Source organism: Sphingomonas sp. BRN-1R, assembly GCF_057748035.1.
In genome coordinates, this window is sequence record NZ_CM173236.1 from 762,303 (window position 1) to 778,707 (window position 16,405).

Below are 16,405 nucleotides of genomic sequence, written 5' to 3' on the forward strand. Positions count from 1 at the left end.
GCCCGCTATTGTACGCCGGCGAGACGATCGCGCAACGCGGCTTGCGCGGTCCGGCCGAGATCGCCGTTCATCAGCGCAAGTCCGATGCCGAGCAGGTCGGCCGAGTCGATGCGGCGCGCGATGCTCGGGTCGGCGGGCAGCAGCAGCAGCGTGGTGCGGACCGCCGCGCCTGGCAGGTGCGACGCGGGCGGCACCGCGCGCTGGTCGGCAGGCGCGAGGCTCGGGCCGCTCCAATACGCCGCCATCGCCGCCCAATACGCCGCGCCGCTCGAATCGCAGGCCTCCGCCAGCGACAGCGCACGCACCGCCAGCGTGGGATCGCTCGACTGCACCCAGCCTTCCGCATTCTCGATCGCGGCGCGCTCGGCCGGGCGTTGCGCCAGATCGGGGATCAGCCGCACGGCGAGACAGGCCCACCACACCGCCTGACGATGCGGCAGGATCTGCGCGAGCGCGTTCACCGCATCAGCCGCGCTGCGGCCCTCGAGCGCGGCGATCAGTTCCTTCGGCCCCGGCGCGGTGTTGAGGCAGGCGAGCCCCTCGTCCGACAACCACGCCTTCTCGCGCAGCTCGGCACGCTGGAAACGCAGCGCGGGCGTGTTGGCGGGCACCATCAGTTGATCATCACGATGCCACCCTTCAGGGTGAGCATGCCGTCGCCCTTGACCGTGGTCATCGGCGACTTGACCTCCGTCATCGCGCCGCCTTCGACCTTCACCGTCGCGGTGCCCTTGATCTCGATCTGCGGCGAGGTGATGACGATCTTGTCCATCGTCATCTTGATGCTCGATCCGCCGACCTTCAGCTCGATCTCCTGCTTCGATTCGAGCAGGCTTTTCTGCGTCACGGTGACGGTGCGCGTCTTCTTGATCGTCGTATCCTGCGTGCCGACCACCGTCATCTTGCGGTTGTTCTGCACCTCGAGCGTCTGGTCGTTCTTCACCGTATCGGTGTCGTCGTGATCGACCATGCGACGGAAGTCGCGACCGGTGTAGAAGTAGATCTCCTCCTTGCCCGGCTTGTCCTCGAAGTGGAATTCTTGGCTGATTCCGCCGTTCTTGTCGGTGACCGATCGCCAGCCGGTCTGCGTCACCATCGAAGCGGGATCGAACGGATATTTCTGCGACGGCGTGTACATCGTGCCCGCGACGAACGGCAGATCGGGATTGCCGTACAGGAAGTCGATGATGACGCGCGTGCCGATGCGCGGGAAGAATTGCGATCCGTGGGTCGAATGCGCCCATTGCTGCTGCACCGGGAGCCAGACGAACTTGGGCAGCGGCTTGGCGCCGCTATATTCGGTTGCCTGTGCGATCTTGACGGGGATGCGCGACTGATCGTCGACCTTGGCCTCGCCTTCGCTCGCGCCCTCGGCGAAAACGGTGCCGAGGATCGGGCCGCCGACCCGGCGCGCGCTGTACGGCAGCGGCGGGCGGCACACCTTGCTCGCGTCCATTCCTTCGAAACTGTTGCTGTAATGCCCTTCGCCGCCGCTCGCCATGAACGAAGGGTCATAGGCGGAGTGCGTGACCTCGGTCAGCACGATGCGCTGCGGCGTGAAGCCGGGCTTGTCCATCAGCGTGATGCGGCCGCCCGCACAGAAAGCGGGATTGTCGGCGGAGCCGGTGATCCGCTCGGCAGCCTGTGCGTGCGCCTCATCGTGCAGGCTGGCGCGCGCGGCGAGATCACCCTGCGCGCCCGCTTCGGCACCGATCGTATCGTAGCTGTGCGACGTGACCTTGCCCCAACTGTCCGACGCCGAACCCGAATGCGTCCAGGGCGTATCGAGCTTGTTGGTGTCGAACGCATGGTGCGCGGTGGTGCGCGGCGCGGCGCGGTGCATCGCCTCGATCGACTTGATCATGCCGGCCGACAGCGAACCATTGACCATCGCCGCATCGCCGCCCGACACATCGACGTAATCGCCCGGCGAGGTCGAGACGATCATCTTATGACGATACGGCCCCGATCCGCGATCATAGACGAAGAAGTACATGATCCCGTCCTGCGCGAGCAGGTGCTGGAGATAGGCCAGTTCGGTCTCGTCGTAGCGTACCGAATAGCCGCGCTTGGGCGGCGCGGGGCTGAGGTTGATCGACGTGACGAGCCCCGGCACATCGACCGTCATCGCCTCGAAGATGTCGCGGCTGGTCTTGTCCTGGATGAAATGCGTGCCGCGCCCGTAGGCGAGCGCGTAATAGGCCGGGCGGACGCGGACCTGCGCCATCGGCAGATCGCCCGAAACCCCCATGCGCGTTTCGTAGATACGGCCCGCGAAGATGCGCTGCTCGCCGTTTTCCAGCGTGATGTCGAACTCGACGAGCTTGCCGATCCACCCGCTGACGTCGCTCGGTTCGCCGGTCGGGAACAGTTCGAGCAGATAGTCGAACGGTTCGGATATCGCCTCGCGCCCCTCAAACCGGATCAGCGCATAATCGTCGACGTTGGCGTCGGCGAGCACGCGCAGATTGAGCAGGTGGGTCGAAGCCATGTCCGCAATTCACCAACACTGCCGGCCGGGCGCCGCCCCATGAGCGGAGCGGCACCCGAACCGGACGGTAAAGATCAGCCGACCTTGTTGGCGACGAGATCGTAGATGAGGTGCGTCGGCGAACCCGTCTGGGTCGAGTCGCGCGGGGTGAACGACCAGTCGAACTTGGTGAAGTTCAACGAGATCGACTCGGTCGGGAAATCGCCGCCCGACGAGGTGCTATAGCCCGACACGATGACCTCTTCGAGCTCGATGGTGAGGTAGGCGACCGATTCGCCCTTGCTCGCCGCGGCGAACGAGACGGTGCCCTTGCCGATCGGCTCACCCTTCAGCATCGCCTTGAACAGGCCCTCGCTCGACTTGTCGAGCTGCTTGGTCGCGGTGATTTCCGAAACCATCGGCACGCTGACCGAACGGTCGCCGCCGGTCGCGCTGGTCACGCCGATGCCGGCGCCCCACGAATAGCTGTCCAGCTTGATCTGATCGGTGAAGTTCTGATCGGTCGAGCTGCCCTTGATGCTGTCGAACTTGAGAAAAATTGCCACCTGACTCTCCTTTCACACAATAACACGACATCATACCGCCTTCGCAGGCGATCGTTCATACGGTGTATTCGCGACCTTTTTTCGGCTTTACAGAAGGTCGATCTCGTAATCCTCGGTCGTCCCCCCGCGTACCGTGACGGCGGTTGTCGCCGCGCCCTCCGCACTCCTCGCCAGCAGACGCTCGGCCAGATCGGCCAAGAGACCACGCTTGAGAATGTTCTCGATATTGCGTGCGCCGCTCTCAACTTCTGTACACCGCGCCACGATCCGATCAAGCAAAGCTTCATCCCAATCGAAGGTCGCGTTGTAATTTGCGACGACTCGTTTGCGAATTCGGGCGAGACTGATCGTGACGATTTCGCGCAGGATCTCCGGCGGCAGCGGGAAATAGGGCACGGTGACGACACGGCCAAGAAACGCCGGTTTGAAATACTCGGAAAGCGCAGGGCGCAGCTCGGTCGCGAGCGTCTCCGGATCGGGCAGCTCCGCCACGTCGCGGCACAGCGCCTCGATCGTCTCGGTGCCGGCGTTCGAGGTCATGATGATGAGCGTGTTCTTGAAGTCGATGTCGCGGCCCTGACCATCCTTCAACATGCCCTTGTCGAACACCTGGTAGAACATGTCCTGCACGCCGGGGTGCGCCTTCTCCATCTCGTCGAGCAGGATCACCGAATAGGGCTTGCGCCGCACCGCCTCGGTCAGCACGCCGCCCTCGCCGTAGCCGACGTATCCCGGTGCCGCGCCGACCAGCGAGGAGAGCTTATGCTCCTCCTTGAACTCGCTCATGTTGATCGTGGTGACGTTCTGTTCGCCGCCGTACAGCAACTCGGCGAGCGCGAGCGCGGTCTCGGTCTTGCCGACGCCCGAGGTGCCGCAGAACAGGAATACGCCGAGCGGTTTGCGCGGATCGGCGAGCCCGGCGCGCGCGGTGCGCACCGTCTGGCCGATGATCTCCAGCGCATAGGGCTGGCCCTTGATGCGCTCGCCGAGCCGCGTGCCGACCGCGCGGATCGCCTGAATCTCGTCGCCCGCCATGCGGCCGGCGGGGATGCCGGTCCAGCCCGACAGGACTTCCGCCACCACCTGCGCGTCGACCACGTCATAGACCATCGGCTGCTTGCCGCGCACCTCGGCGACCCTGGCTTGCGCCGCGCGCAACGCATCGATCGCGGCCGTGCATTCGGGCGTACCGGCAGCGGCGGCGTCCACCGTCACGCGCGCATCGGCAACCGCCTGCACCGCCTCGCGCTCGATCTTCCAGCGTTCGGCCAGTTCGGTACGCTCGGTTTCGAGCGACGCCTTGCGCTCGACGCGTTCGGCCAGCGCCTTCTCGACATCGACGCCCGAACGCGCCTCGCGTTCGAGCATCGCGACTTCGGAGGCGAGCAGCCCGAGCTGCCGGTCGATATCCTCCACCGCCGGCGGGGTCGCCGCCTGGCTGATGCCGACGCGTGCGCACGCGGTATCGAGCAGCGAGATCGCCTTGTCGGGCAATTGCCGCCCGGAGATGTAGCGGTGCGACAGCCCGGCGGCGGCTTCGAGTGCTTCGCCGAGAATGCGAACCTTGTGGTGCTTCTCCAGCGTCGGCACCAGCCCGCGCAGCATTGCGACGGCGAGGCTCTCGATCGGCTCCTCGACCTTCACCACCTGGAAACGGCGGGTGAGGGCGGGATCCTTCTCGAAATACTTCTTGTATTCGGCCCAGGTCGTCGCCGCGATCGTGCGCATCTCGCCGCGTGCGAGCGCGGGCTTGAGCAGGTTGGCGGCGTCGTTCTGACCCTCCGCGCCGCCCGCGCCGATCAAAGTGTGCGCCTCGTCGATGAACATGATGATCGGCGTCTTGGCGTTCTTCACCTCGTCGATCACCGACTTCAAGCGGTTCTCGAACTCGCCCTTGATGCCCGCACCCGCCTGCAACAGCCCGAGATCGAGCGAGAGCAGCCGCACGTCCTTGAGATTGTCGGGGACGTCCCCCGCGACGATGCGCAGCGCGAAGCCTTCGACCACCGCGGTCTTGCCGACACCGGCCTCACCGGTGAGGATCGGGTTGTTCTGGCGGCGGCGGGTGAGGATATCGACAATCTGGCGGATTTCAGGATCGCGCCCGAAGATCGGGTCGATCTTGCCTGCCTTGGCCTGCGCGGTCAGGTCGATCGTGTATTTGGACAGCGCTTCCTCGCCGCGCGCCGGCGCGGGGCCGCCCGGCGCAGCGCCGCCGACCGAGGATGGCGCGCTCGCGATCGCATCGGCAGCGGCGCGCGCTTCCTCGGAACTGGCGGCGATCTGCGCCATCGTCGTGCGCAGCGTCTCGACCGGCACGCGTGCGAACTGCGTGCTCATCTCGCGCGCGGACTGGGCGAGATCATCGTCGCTGAGCAACGCGAGCAGCAGGTGGCCCGAACGGATCGTGGTCGCGCCTTCCTCGAGCGAGGCGAGCAGCCACGCCTCGCGGATCAGCTTGACGATCGACGGCGCGAGCGCGGGCGCGCGGCCGTTGCCGGTCTTGAACTTGTCGATCTGGCGGCTGATGTCGGCAGTGAGCCGGCCGATCTCGATTTCGAAATGGCTGAGGATGACCGCGACGTCGGAAGTGGTGCGGTCGATCAGCCGCAGCATCCAGTGCTCGACCTCGGCATTGTAATTGGTGCGCGACAGCGCGAGCCCCGCCGCCGCTTCCAGCGTCGATCGGCTCGTATCGTTGAGCCGCCCGATCAGGTTCTTCAGATTGATTGCCGCCATCGCCTCCCCCCAGCCCCCATTTCGTCGAACGGCGCAGTACGAGCCGTCACGACATCGAACAAGTCGGCGCCCAATTTCGGCGCAGGGCAGCGACCCTTGTCAGGCGCCCTTATAGTTGCGAGCCACTTATGCGATCCCCCGCCGACGAACAACTGTAATCTCACGCCGCCACCGGCAAAGTCACGGCGATGGCGCAGTCTTCGCGAATCTCCGGCCCAAGCGTTCCCAACCAACTGGTACGTCCCAAGAACGCAGGTGCGGCGTCGTTCGCGAGTTGCAGCGGCGGAATGTCCCGCGACGGGATCGCGAGCACGATCGCCGCGCGATAGGCGATGCCGGTGTAGATCTGGCAGATCTCCGCGATCGCCCGCGAGGGGCCGTCGGGCGTGCAGAACCGCAGCAGCTCGTCGTAACCGAGCGGGCCGACCGAGATGCGGTAATGGTGCTGGATATCGAGCATCGCCGTGCCGAGCACCGCACCGTCGACATGGCCGAGCCCGCCCGCGTCGGTGCCGCCCAGCCGGCTCGCCTGCATGCCGAGCCGGCTCTGCGCGTCCGCGGGCATCGCCATCCACGTCGGCGTCGCCTCGATGATCTTCACCTCCAGACCGGTGACGTGGCGCAGCACGATGGCGAGTCCGGCGGCGGTGCGGCGCGTGCCGGCGAGGTGGTGCGCAAGCGGGGCGAGCGCGATCCGGTCGAACGACAGCCGCTCTCCCGCCGTATCGCCGAACCCCGACAAGGCGAGCAGGCTGAGGCTGAGCGGATCGTTGCCCGGCCGTGCCTCGCGCTCGAACGCGACGAGCGGATGATATTTGCGGAAGATGCGGTAGAAGAACGACAGCGCGCGGTGATCGAAGATGTTGAGGAAGCGTTCGAACGACCGGTCGCGCTTGCGCCGCCGTTGCAGCTGCAACTCGCTGTAGAAGGCGGGCAGCGCGGGCGTCGCGCCGACCAGCCCCATCACGTTGGTGGTCACCTCGATCCGGCCGTCCTGCTCCTCGATTGCGGCGACGTCGCCGGAAACGGACATCATCCGGTCCGACGCGCGCAGATGCGCCGGCTCCTCCGCCAGCCGCAGGTCGCCGCCGACGCCGGTTTCGCCGCGACGACGGCGCGAGGCGAGCAGTTCGGCGACGCGCAGCACCTGCGGCAGCACCAGCGCGCCGAGTCGGCGGCGCAGCAGCGCGGGGAGGCCCGCGCTCAAACCAGCACGCGATCGCCGACGCGCGGCGACCAGCTTTTCCAGGTGCCCGGCTCGCGCCGCAGCCGTGCCGACAGCCGCACGAAGCTGTTGATCGAAGCGGAGGTGGCGAGGAAGCGTTCGAGCACCGCGCACAGCAGATACGAACCCGAACCCGAGAAGCGCTCGTCGTCGATCTCGAGTACGACATCGACGCCCGAACAGATCGCGGTATGCCCGCGCAAGGGGACACGCGCGACGCCCGGCACCGCCGTGACACCGACCAGCCGTTCGCGCAGGAACGCGCTTTCGGGCGCATCGCTGAGATCGTAGAGCGACAGCACCTCACGCAAGGCGGCCGCGCCCTGACTGCCGCCGACCATGCTGAGATGGCTGAGGGACAATTGCCCGATCAGCTTCCACATCGCCGCACGCCGTCGCGCCGGGCGGCGGGTGGGGGTCGGCTTGGTCAGCGCGGTGGCGCCGCCGACGCCGGGGATGGTCGCGGCGATCTGGAGCTGCGGGCGACCGCCGCCGAACGGCAGCCGCGACGGCAGGTCGCGGTTGGTGACGAGCACGCGTGCGTTGGCGATCGTCGCATCGTCGCGCAGCAGCGCCCCGTCGAGATCGGCGACCGACAGGAACACGTCGTCGCCGCCGCCCAGGCCGAAGCTCGATCGCCGCACGACCGAATGGAAGAACCGCCCCGGCCGCCCGGTCGCGCGATCAACCGAGTAAAGCGGCGGCGCGTCGATCCGCTCGCCCGATTGATCCTGAAGCGTCACGTCGAGGATCGAATGCACCTCCAGCGCATCCTCGCGGCGCGCATCGGGGATGATGCGATATTCGATTTGGCTGTGGTCGATCTGAATCGGCTCGGCATCCATCTCGAACAGGTTGATCGCCGGCGCGGCGTAGAGATCGAAATCGTCGGCGCGTACCACCCGTTCGAGTTCGGGCGAGAGCTTGTCGAAATAGAAGAACAGTTCGAGCGTGCCGCCGCCGATATCCAGCGTGCGGCGCGCGAGCCCCGACACTTCGAAGAAGGCGTGCTTGTGCGGATAGGCGAAATGCTCCTGCAAGCCCGCATACGCCGTGCTGGCGACCGGCGTCTGCGGCAGCAGCAGCTCGGCATCGTCCAGCCCCATCAGCCGCAGCGCCGAGGGCGGCAGCAGCACCGCGCGCGGATCCTCCGGCCCCGTGCCGACGCCGATGCCGAGCAGGTTGACGCCGAAATGCTCGATCAGCAGTTGCGCGCGGCGCGCATCGCTCTTGATGAACAGCCGGAGCGTATCGAGCCCGAGGCCGGCGATGCCGATCTCGGGCTTGGGCGTGGCGAGCGACAGCCGCAGCACGCCCTTCGCCGCGCCAAGCCCAAGCGCGGGCGCATCGAGCGGCGGCCCCGCCATCACCGCACCCGTCAGCGCGAGCGGCAGCAAGGTCGTGTCCCAGCACAGCCGGTAGCGGCACGGCTCGCCGTCGATCGCCTCGGTGGTCAGCATCGTGCCGGCAGGAATGGTGACGGGTTTGTCGAGATCAGGCGCGGGCGCGATGCCGGCGACGAAGAACGACGGCACCGGCTGGATGAGATGCGGATAGACCGTCATCAGCACCGCGTCGGTGATCTCAGGAAACTCGTCGTCGAGCTTGTGGCGCAGCCGCGCGTTCATGAACGCGACCGATTCGATCAGCCGGCCGATATGCGGGTCTTCCACCGCCTCGCGCGTGACGCGCAGCCGCGAGGCGATCTTGGGATGCGCGTTGGCGAACGCGCCCGCCGAATCGCGCAGGAAGTTCAGCTCGCGCTGATAATATTCGATGAGATCGTCGATCATCGCACGCCCTAACTCGCCAGCGCCACGTCGATCGCCCGGTCGTTGGGGCGCAGCCGCGCGTCGTACACCACCTCGGCATCGTAGGCGGCGAAGCGGATCGTCGCGCTGATGCGGAACCGCACGCCGGCCACGCTCGGGCCGCCGTCGCTTTCGACCTCGACCTTGTGCAGGCGTGGTTCGTGGGTGCGGATGCAGTGCGCGATCAGCCGGCGGATACGCTCGCGCGCCGGGGCCGCGCCGAAATCCTCGGTGCTGAGATCGGGCAGGCCGAAATCGACGATCGTCCCTTCGAGATCGTCGGCGCGCGCCAGCCAGCCGGAGAAGGGTTTGCGCGCGTTGAGCAGCCCCTCGAGGTCACGGCGCAGGCCGTGCTTGAAGGTCTCGAACGCCGCCTCCTCGGACGGCAGCGCCTCGCTCGCCAGTTCGGGCGAATCGTCGATCAGCCGGTCGAGCAGCGAATGCGGCAGGAGCCCGGCCATCAGCGCGCCGCCTCGTTGCTGATCTCGGTGGTGAGGCGAAATTCGGAGGCGATCTGGTCGAGCTGGTAGTGCGGCTTGATCGCGATCTCGCAGGCGTAGGAGCCAGGCTTGCTCGCCATCTCCGTCACCTCCACGCGCGCCATGCGCAACGGGTAGCGCACCCGCATCTCGGGGCTGGCATCCTCGTTGCCGGTGACATAGCCCTTCAGCCAGTCCTGAAGCAGCTTCTCGCACGTCTTGGCATCGGTATATTTGCCGACCCAGTCGCGCGCCATCACCTTCACGTAATGCGCGAAGCGCGCCACGCAGAAGATGTAGTTTATCATCGCGCCCATCTTGGCGTTCATCTGCGCCGCCTCGTCGCCATAGACCGGTGGGCGGTGCAGGCTGGGCAGGTTGAGGAACGCCGCCGCGCCGGTGAGGTGGAGCTGGCGCAGGCAGGTGAGCCCGGCGGCGTTCATCGCCATCTCCTGCTCCTCCGAAATCGCGTTCTCGGTCGGGAAGCGCGCGACCACGCCGGCACGGTCGCTGGCGATGAACTGGCGGCGTGGCGCATCGACGATGCCGCCTTCGCCCGCCTGCGCGCCGCCGCGCACCGCCGCCGGCCAGCGATGCACCCGCATCGCGCGCGCGGCGACCTGCGCGAGCGCGAAGCCGCCCTGCATCCACAGCCGGTCCTGATGGCGCGTGATCGTCTCCTCATAGACGAAGCCGGGCCGCCGCCGGCTGCGCCCGGTGTAGCGCGCGCGCGCAAGCAGGCGCGGCGCGACGATGCTGAGGAAGCGCGTGTCGGGCTGCGCGCGCAATTTGTCCCAGCGCGCGAATTCGGTGCCGGCGAAGGTGGCGGACAAGTCCTGCCGCAAGTCGATCTCGTCGAAGCCGTCGAGCCCCGCCACGCGCGGATCGAGCCCGAGCACGAACGGGCAGAATGCCGCCGCCGCCACCTCTGCCAATGCCGATAGCGCCGCCACATCGTCGGTGCGCTCGCGTCCGCCGAGCTTGTGCCAGATGGCGTGGTCGACCACGATCAACCCGTAGGGCTCGCCGCCGGCCATGCCGAACTCGGTACTATAGACCTTGTTGAACAGCGCGCTCTGATCGAACGTCGGCGCGCGTTCGAGATCGCGCACCACCTCGCCCCAGCGCATGTCGAGCAGGCGGATCTTGACCTTGGGGTCTTCCACCCCGTCCTCGATCAGCCATTGCACGCCACGCCACAGCGCCTCGATCCGTTGCAGCGCGGGGTGATGCAGGATCGCGTCGAGCTGCGCGGACATCAGCCGGTCGATCGCCGCGACCATCCGCACGGCTTGTGCGCGGATGTGGGTGTCGGAGGATGCCCGCTCGACGACCGGCGGCGAATCCTCGCCGGCGGTCGTCGCAGGTGTCGGATCGCCATCGCCCGGCGGGGGCACGATGGCGGCGAGCGACGTCGCCATCGTGCCGTCCTCGCTCAGTTCGCCTTGCCGGGGATCTTCGCGACCAGCCGCATCGAGGTGGTGAGTTCCTCGAATTGCAGCCAGGGCCGCAGATGCGCGACGGCGGTATAGGAACCCGGCGCGCCCGGCACTTCCTGCACCTCGATCTTGGCCTCACGCAGCGGATATTTCGCCCGCGATTCCTGGCCCGCACCCTCGGTGGCGTTGACGTAGTTGCTGATCCAGCGGTTGAGCCAGGTCTCGGTATCCTTGGCTTCCATGAACGAGCCGATCTTGTCGCGCGCCATCACCTTCAGATAATGCGCGAACCGGCTGGTCGCCATCAGATAGGGCAGGCGGGCCGAGATCGCCGCGTTGGCGGTCGCGTCGGGACGATCGTAGATCGCGGGCTTCTGCACCGTCTGCGCGCCGAAGAAGACCGAATAATCGGTGTTCTTGTAATGGCACAGCGGCAGGAAGCCCATGTCGGACAGTTCCTTCTCGCGGCGGTCGGTGATGCCGATCTCGGTCGGGCACTTCGAATCGAGGTCGCCGTCGTCCGAATGGAAGACGTGGGTCGGCAGATTCTCGACCTTGCCGCCGCCTTCCGCGCCGCGGATCGCGGTGCACCAGCCATATTCGGCATGCGCCGCCGTCAGCCGCGCGCCGAGTGCATAGGCCGCATTCATCCAGCAATAATCGTCGTGCGCGAGCGGCTTGGCGTTGCCGGCCTCGTCGCGCGGACCTTCCTCATAGTCGAACGCATCGACCTTTTTGGTGTCCTTGCCGTAGGGCACGCGCGCGAGCACCTTCGGCATGACCAAAGTGACGAAGCGCGAGTCCGGCGACTGGCGGAACGAGTTCCACTTGATATAGTCGGCAGTGTCGAACTGCTGCTTGAGGTCCATCGGGTTGGAGAGTTCGGTGAAATTCTCCATCCCGAACAGTTGCGAGCCGGCCGCCGAGATGAACGGCGCGAACGAACCCGCCGCCACGCTCGACATGTTGGTGAGCAGCTCGATATCGTCGGGCGACTTGCCGAAATAATAATCGCCGATCAGCGCCCCGAACGGCGCGCCGCCGGCGGTGCCGAACTGTTCCTCGTAGATCTTCTTGAAGATCTGGCTCTGGTCGAAATCGGTCGCCTTGGACAGGTCCGAGGCAAGCTCCTTCTTCGACAGGTTGAGCACCTGGATCTTCAGGCTTTCGCCGACCTCGCTGTTCTTGACGAGATAGTTGAGCCCGCGCCAGCTCCCCTCCATCGCCTTGAACTTCTCGGCATGCATGATCGTGGCGAGCTGCTGCGAGATCTGTTCGTCGAGCTTGGCGATCGCCTTGCGCAGCGTGACGGTGAGGTTCTTCTCATACTGAACCGTGCCGTCCATCGCCTCCTTGGCGAGCGTGCTCAGCAGTTCCTGGACCCGGTCGGGCTCGGTCTGCTTGGTGACGCTGATCGCCTGGTCGAGCAGGCTGGTCTCGGTCAGCGTGGTGGCTTCGGCGGTGGCCGCCTGAGTCTGCGTTTCGGCCATTTCGAGTTATTCCTTCGAGGCGGCAGGTGTGCCGAGTTCGGAATTGAGGTTGGCGATCTTGCCCGAATCCTGGAGGATCTGTTCGAGCAGGCCGTTCAGCTCGTCCGAGCCGTCGGCCTTGGCCATCAGATCGCGCAGCCGGTTGCGGGTTTCCATTAGGCTGCGCAGCGGCTCGACCTGCTGGACGATGTTCTCGGGCTCGAAATCCTCCATCGACCGGAACTTGAGGTTGACCTCGAATTCCTTGCCGTTGCCCTCGATGGTGTTCTCGACCTTCATCTTCACGGCCGGCTCGATCCGCGCCATCACCTGGTCGAACTTGTCCTTCTTGAGGTCGATGAACTTGCGTTCCTTGACGCTTTTCTTCGGCACGACCGAGTCGCCCGAGAAATCGCCCATGACGCCGACGACGAAGGGCAGATCCTTGACGATCTTCGCGCCGTTTTCCTCGACGTCGTAGGTGATGTGGACGCGGGGTTTGCGAACCCGCTTCAGCTTGTCATGTACCGAATCTGCCATCGTAGCTCTCCAAACGTGTTGATATGACGTTTACATGCGTTTGCTCGAAATGTCAGGCTTCCGCATCGGGCGGCTTGATCCCGGATCTCCAATAGAAAAGCTGTCGTGCGGAGGTGTCGGGGATCAGTTCTTCCAGAAGCGCATTGAGGCTCATTCGCGCACGCCGGTCAACTTCCCGAAGTGCGGCGGCGAGCGGGGAATTCGGTTCGATGCGGGCGAAATACTCCGCTGCCGCGTTCACCGCAAGCAAGGCGTCCTGCCTGTTGTTGATCTGCCCGAGCGAAAACGGCGCATTGCTGGATGCCGCACGGGGCGCGCCAGCCGCTGCGGCAGGCGGCTCGCCGTCGGCCGCCGCGGTTTCGGCTGCGGCCTCAGGCTCGTCGGGCAGCTTCTTCAGCACCGCGGCAAGCCATTCGCGCATCTTGCGCAACTCCTCCGTCACGCGTGACGCGGCGGGCATCTGCGGCTTGGTCCGTGCGATGATGAACTCGATCGTCCGCCGCCACGCCGCCTCGGCCGATTCGAGGTTGCGCACCGCGACCTTCAGCGCAGGGACGGGCACGGTCAGCGTATTGGCTTCCAGCGCCTCGAACGCCTCTTCCGCCGCCTTCTGGATCGCCGCCTTGCTGTCGCCTTCGGCGCGCTGCGCGTTGGCGAACTGGGTTTCGGCGGCGATCCGGTCGATGAAGCGGATGTCGCCGCCTGCGCCACGCGCCAGCACGATCCGCCGGAGCGGCATGACCAGCGCCCCGTCCTTGTCGTTGGTGCCGCCGCTCAGGCCCGAGAGCGGCTGGAAGCGCGCTTCGATGCCATCCTCCTCGTCTTCGTGCGGGTAGAGGCCGGCGTCCCAGAACGCCTCCACCAGCCCTGCGAGCAGGTTCATCGCCCGTTCCAGCCCGGCAAGCTCGTCCGCGCGCACTGCCGCCTCGACCAGCATCGCCATCGGCTCGAGATCCTTGGCGTCGCTGCGCAAATAGGCGATCGCATGCTCGGCGAGGTCGTCCCAGCTCCACGTGTCGGGATCGGGCGCGTCGCTACCCATTGCGAGGCGCTGTTCGTCGCGGAAGATCGCCTTGCGCTGCGAGCGGAGTTCGCGAAACCGTTCGGAAAGCGCGTCGTCATCGGTTTCGCGCGCGTCGGTTCCCACCCCACCGTCGATGGGGGTCAGGATCGCAGCAAAGACCTCGTCGTCGATAATCAACCGCTTGCCCCCCGAGATCCCCACCTTCAGTTCCGGCCGGCGCGCCAGGAACGGAGCGATTGTCTAGCGTCTTGTCGTACCACTAACAACATCTTGCGCAAGGCGCGCGGGACTTGTCGTGTTCTTTACGGCAAAGTCCGGGCCGGTCGCGCTCACCCGCCGATCAGCACGGTCGGACACCCGACGATGATCGAGCCGCCATGAACGGTTAGATCGCCGAGCCGCGCTGCGGGCAGCATGTTCACCAGCACCGTTGCCGACCCTTTGACGATCGCATCGGGTGGCCCGACGCAGGTCAGCATGTCGGTGACCCGCGCCTGCGGGATCTTGCCGGTCAGCACGGTGAGCGCGGAGGGCGGCAGGATCGGCCCGCCGACATGCGGCACCACCCCCGTCACCATCGGGCAGACGTGCATATCACCGACGCGGGCCGCGGGCATACCGATCGTCTTTCTCCTCTCGAACGCGACGTTGGTTCCGAACGCAGGCCAGCGCCGACGGCGGACGTCGCAGAGCAGCATATGCGCTGCGCCCGCCCGCCGATAGGATCGATGCGACGCCACGAGCTTCTCAATCAGGCAAAGAACCAAATAGGATAAATATCTCTGTCCTACAGCGTGACGCTGAGTTTAAGACCTTCACATGACGACGAATCGTCGACGGCGGGGCACGAGGACGGGAGGGCGGACCATGGGTGAGGTGGCGAACGCTGAGCGGCGCGCCGGGGTGCGGGCGCCGGGCTGGACCAAGAAGACGCGGGCGCGGTTCTTCGACGCGCTGTCGCTGAGCGGCAACGTGAGCGAGGCGGTGCGCGCGGCAGGCATGGCCTATAACTCGGCCTATGCGCTGCGCCGGCGCGATCCGGCATTCGCGGCGGCGTGGGCGGAGGCGCTGCACGCCGCTTATGCGCGGATCGAGGATGATCTGCTGGCGCGCGCGATCAGCACCTGCGGCGGCGATGGCGACACCGCGCTCGCGCTCAGGATGCTGACCCGGCACGAGGCGCAGGCAGCCGGGCGCAAGGCTCCGCGTGCGCCGGCGACGCGCACTGCTTCGCTCGACGAGGTCGAGCGGGCGCTGACGCGCAAGCTCGCCGCGCTCGGCAAGCGGCTGCCGGTGCAGCCATGAGCGATGAGACGCTCATCGCGCTGGTGGCGCGGCTGGCGGCGCTCCCGCCCGAAGCGTTGCGACTGTTGTTGCGCAGCCTCGATCCTGCGCTGCTGCGCGCGCTCGATGCGGCGTGGCGGGTGTGGGCGCACCCCGGCCAGTATCGCCCGGGTGGCGACTGGCGGGTGTGGCTGATCCGCGCCGGACGCGGCTTCGGCAAGACCCGCGCCGGTGCCGAATGGGTGAGCGAGATCGCCCGCACGCTGCCCGGCGCGCGCATCGCGCTGGTCGGTGCGACGATCGAGGATGTGACTCGGGTGATGATCGAGGGCGACAGCGGCATCCTCTCGGTCGCGCGGAGCGAAGAGGTGAGCGACTGGCGGCGCAGTGCGGGCGAGTTGATGTTCGCCTCGGGCGCTTCCGCTTATGCTTTTTCGGCCGAGGCGCCGGAGAAGCTGCGCGGGCCGCAGCATCATGTCGCGTGGTGCGATGAGATCGCCAAGTGGCGGCACGGCGAGGCGGTGTGGGACAATCTGATGCTGGGCTTGAGGCTCGGCGAGCGCCAGCAGGTGCTGGTGACGACGACGCCCAAGCAGGTGCCGCTGCTGCGGCGGATCATGGCGATGGAGGGGCTGGTTCAGACGCGCGGGCGCACGCACGACAATCCGCATCTCGGCGCGGCGTTCGTCGCGGCGATCGATCAGGCGTATCGCGGCACGCGTACCGGGCGGCAGGAGATCGACGGCGAACTGATCGAGGATCTGCCCGGCGCCTTGTGGACGCGCGCCGGCATCGAAACGTGCCGGGTAGCGCATGCGCCCGTGCTGGTGCGGGTGGTGATCGGGGTCGATCCGCCGGCGGGCACGGCCAGCGGCGACGGCGACGCGTGCGGCATCGTCGCGGCGGGACTTGGCGAGGACGGACACGGCTATGTGATCGAGGATGCCAGCGTGGTCGGCGAGAGCCCGGAAGGCTGGGCGCGCGCGGTGGTGGCGTGCGCCGGGCGGCATGCGGCGGACCGGGTGGTGGCGGAGGTCAACCAGGGCGGGCAGATGGTGCGATCGGTGCTCGAACGTGCCGATCCGGGGCTGCCGCTTGCCACCGTCAACGCCACCAAGGCGAAGGCGACGCGGGCCGAGCCGGTGTCGATCGAATATGCCAAGGGGCGTGTGCATCACGTCGGCGCGTTCCCCGCGCTGGAGGACGAAATGTGCGGACTGGTCGCTGGCGGGCGCTATCAGGGGCCGGGGCGCTCGCCCGACCGTGCCGATGCTTTGGTGTGGGCGTTGGCGGAGTTGATGCCGGCGACGGTCGCCAAGGCGGGCGTGCGCGGGCTTTAGGCTGGGCGATGGCGGTTTG

At 66.8% G+C, this 16,405-nt stretch carries 14 protein-coding genes; 2 read left to right on the plus strand and 12 right to left on the minus strand.

Annotated elements, in window-relative coordinates:
• Positions 1–5: 5 nt before the first annotated feature.
• From AC3ANX_RS03465 to AC3ANX_RS03520, 12 genes are all read right to left on the minus strand, one after another.
• Positions 6–614 carry a DUF6931 family protein gene (locus tag AC3ANX_RS03465; protein WP_488335641.1) on the minus strand — a complete coding sequence of 203 codons (609 nt, stop codon included), beginning with the start codon at positions 612–614 and terminating at the stop codon, positions 6–8.
• Positions 614–2,491 carry a type VI secretion system Vgr family protein gene (locus tag AC3ANX_RS03470; protein ID WP_488335642.1) on the minus strand — a complete coding sequence of 626 codons (1,878 nt, stop codon included), beginning with the start codon at positions 2,489–2,491 and terminating at the stop codon, positions 614–616. The genes AC3ANX_RS03465 and AC3ANX_RS03470 overlap by 1 nt, the downstream gene beginning before the upstream one ends.
• Positions 2,492–2,565: 74 nt before the next feature.
• Positions 2,566–3,036 carry an Hcp family type VI secretion system effector gene (locus AC3ANX_RS03475; protein WP_488335643.1) on the minus strand — a complete coding sequence of 157 codons (471 nt, stop codon included), beginning with the start codon at positions 3,034–3,036 and terminating at the stop codon, positions 2,566–2,568.
• A gap of 87 nt (positions 3,037–3,123) precedes the next feature.
• Positions 3,124–5,775, minus strand: coding sequence for a type VI secretion system ATPase TssH (gene tssH, locus AC3ANX_RS03480; protein ID WP_488335644.1), 2,652 nt, complete (start codon positions 5,773–5,775; stop codon positions 3,124–3,126).
• Between the two features lie 160 nt (positions 5,776–5,935).
• Positions 5,936–6,982, minus strand: coding sequence for a type VI secretion system baseplate subunit TssG (gene tssG, locus AC3ANX_RS03485; protein ID WP_488335645.1), 1,047 nt, complete (start codon positions 6,980–6,982; stop codon positions 5,936–5,938).
• On the minus strand, positions 6,979–8,793 hold the full coding sequence (tssF, locus tag AC3ANX_RS03490) for a type VI secretion system baseplate subunit TssF (RefSeq protein WP_488335646.1): 1,815 nt from the start codon (positions 8,791–8,793) through the stop codon (positions 6,979–6,981). Before tssF ends, tssG begins: the two co-directional genes overlap by 4 nt.
• A gap of 8 nt (positions 8,794–8,801) precedes the next feature.
• Positions 8,802–9,272, minus strand: a complete 471-nt coding sequence (gene tssE, locus AC3ANX_RS03495) for a type VI secretion system baseplate subunit TssE (RefSeq protein ID WP_488335647.1) — start codon at positions 9,270–9,272, stop codon at positions 8,802–8,804.
• Positions 9,272–10,711 (minus strand): type VI secretion system contractile sheath large subunit, encoded by a 1,440-nt coding sequence (gene tssC, locus AC3ANX_RS03500; protein ID WP_488335648.1) that lies wholly within the window; start codon positions 10,709–10,711, stop codon positions 9,272–9,274. The genes tssE and tssC (AC3ANX_RS03500) overlap by 1 nt, the downstream gene beginning before the upstream one ends.
• 14 nt (positions 10,712–10,725) lie before the next feature.
• Positions 10,726–12,219 (minus strand): type VI secretion system contractile sheath large subunit, encoded by a 1,494-nt coding sequence (gene tssC, locus AC3ANX_RS03505; protein WP_488335649.1) that lies wholly within the window; start codon positions 12,217–12,219, stop codon positions 10,726–10,728.
• A 6-nt stretch (positions 12,220–12,225) separates the two neighbouring features.
• Positions 12,226–12,738, minus strand: a complete 513-nt coding sequence (tssB, locus tag AC3ANX_RS03510; RefSeq protein WP_488335650.1) for a type VI secretion system contractile sheath small subunit — start codon at positions 12,736–12,738, stop codon at positions 12,226–12,228.
• A 52-nt stretch (positions 12,739–12,790) separates the two neighbouring features.
• Positions 12,791–13,939 carry a type VI secretion system protein TssA gene (locus AC3ANX_RS03515; protein ID WP_488335651.1) on the minus strand — a complete coding sequence of 383 codons (1,149 nt, stop codon included), beginning with the start codon at positions 13,937–13,939 and terminating at the stop codon, positions 12,791–12,793.
• A gap of 152 nt (positions 13,940–14,091) precedes the next feature.
• Entirely contained in the window at positions 14,092–14,379 is a 288-nt protein-coding gene (locus AC3ANX_RS03520; protein ID WP_488335652.1) for a PAAR domain-containing protein, read from the minus strand.
• 250 nt (positions 14,380–14,629) lie between these two features.
• On the opposite strand from AC3ANX_RS03520, the gene AC3ANX_RS03525 reads away from it, so the two are divergent.
• Together AC3ANX_RS03525 and AC3ANX_RS03530 are read left to right on the plus strand one after the other, a co-directional pair.
• Positions 14,630–15,067 (plus strand): hypothetical protein, encoded by a 438-nt coding sequence (locus AC3ANX_RS03525; RefSeq protein WP_488335653.1) that lies wholly within the window; start codon positions 14,630–14,632, stop codon positions 15,065–15,067.
• Complete coding sequence (locus AC3ANX_RS03530; RefSeq protein WP_488335654.1) at positions 15,064–16,386, plus strand: DNA-packaging protein; 1,323 nt, start codon at positions 15,064–15,066, stop codon at positions 16,384–16,386. Before AC3ANX_RS03525 ends, AC3ANX_RS03530 begins: the two co-directional genes overlap by 4 nt.
• The last annotated feature ends 19 nt before the right edge of the window (positions 16,387–16,405 follow it).

Excerpts from the sequence above, each read along its gene's own strand:
- AC3ANX_RS03530 (WP_488335654.1), top strand. The coding sequence starts at position 15,064 with ATGAGCGATGAGACGCTCATCGCGCTGGTGGCGCGGCTGGCGGCGCTC.
- AC3ANX_RS03465 (WP_488335641.1), bottom strand. The coding sequence starts at position 614 with ATGGTGCCCGCCAACACGCCCGCGCTGCGTTTCCAGCGTGCCGAGCTG.
- tssF (WP_488335646.1), bottom strand. The coding sequence starts at position 8,793 with ATGATCGACGATCTCATCGAATATTATCAGCGCGAGCTGAACTTCCTG.
- tssH (WP_488335644.1), bottom strand. The coding sequence starts at position 5,775 with ATGGCGGCAATCAATCTGAAGAACCTGATCGGGCGGCTCAACGATACG.
- AC3ANX_RS03470 (WP_488335642.1), bottom strand. The coding sequence starts at position 2,491 with ATGGCTTCGACCCACCTGCTCAATCTGCGCGTGCTCGCCGACGCCAAC.
- tssC (WP_488335649.1), bottom strand. The coding sequence starts at position 12,219 with ATGGCCGAAACGCAGACTCAGGCGGCCACCGCCGAAGCCACCACGCTG.
- tssC (WP_488335648.1), bottom strand. The coding sequence starts at position 10,711 with ATGGCGACGTCGCTCGCCGCCATCGTGCCCCCGCCGGGCGATGGCGAT.
- tssE (WP_488335647.1), bottom strand. The coding sequence starts at position 9,272 with ATGGCCGGGCTCCTGCCGCATTCGCTGCTCGACCGGCTGATCGACGAT.
- tssB (WP_488335650.1), bottom strand. The coding sequence starts at position 12,738 with ATGGCAGATTCGGTACATGACAAGCTGAAGCGGGTTCGCAAACCCCGC.
- AC3ANX_RS03520 (WP_488335652.1), bottom strand. The coding sequence starts at position 14,379 with ATGCCCGCGGCCCGCGTCGGTGATATGCACGTCTGCCCGATGGTGACG.
- AC3ANX_RS03525 (WP_488335653.1), top strand. The coding sequence starts at position 14,630 with ATGGGTGAGGTGGCGAACGCTGAGCGGCGCGCCGGGGTGCGGGCGCCG.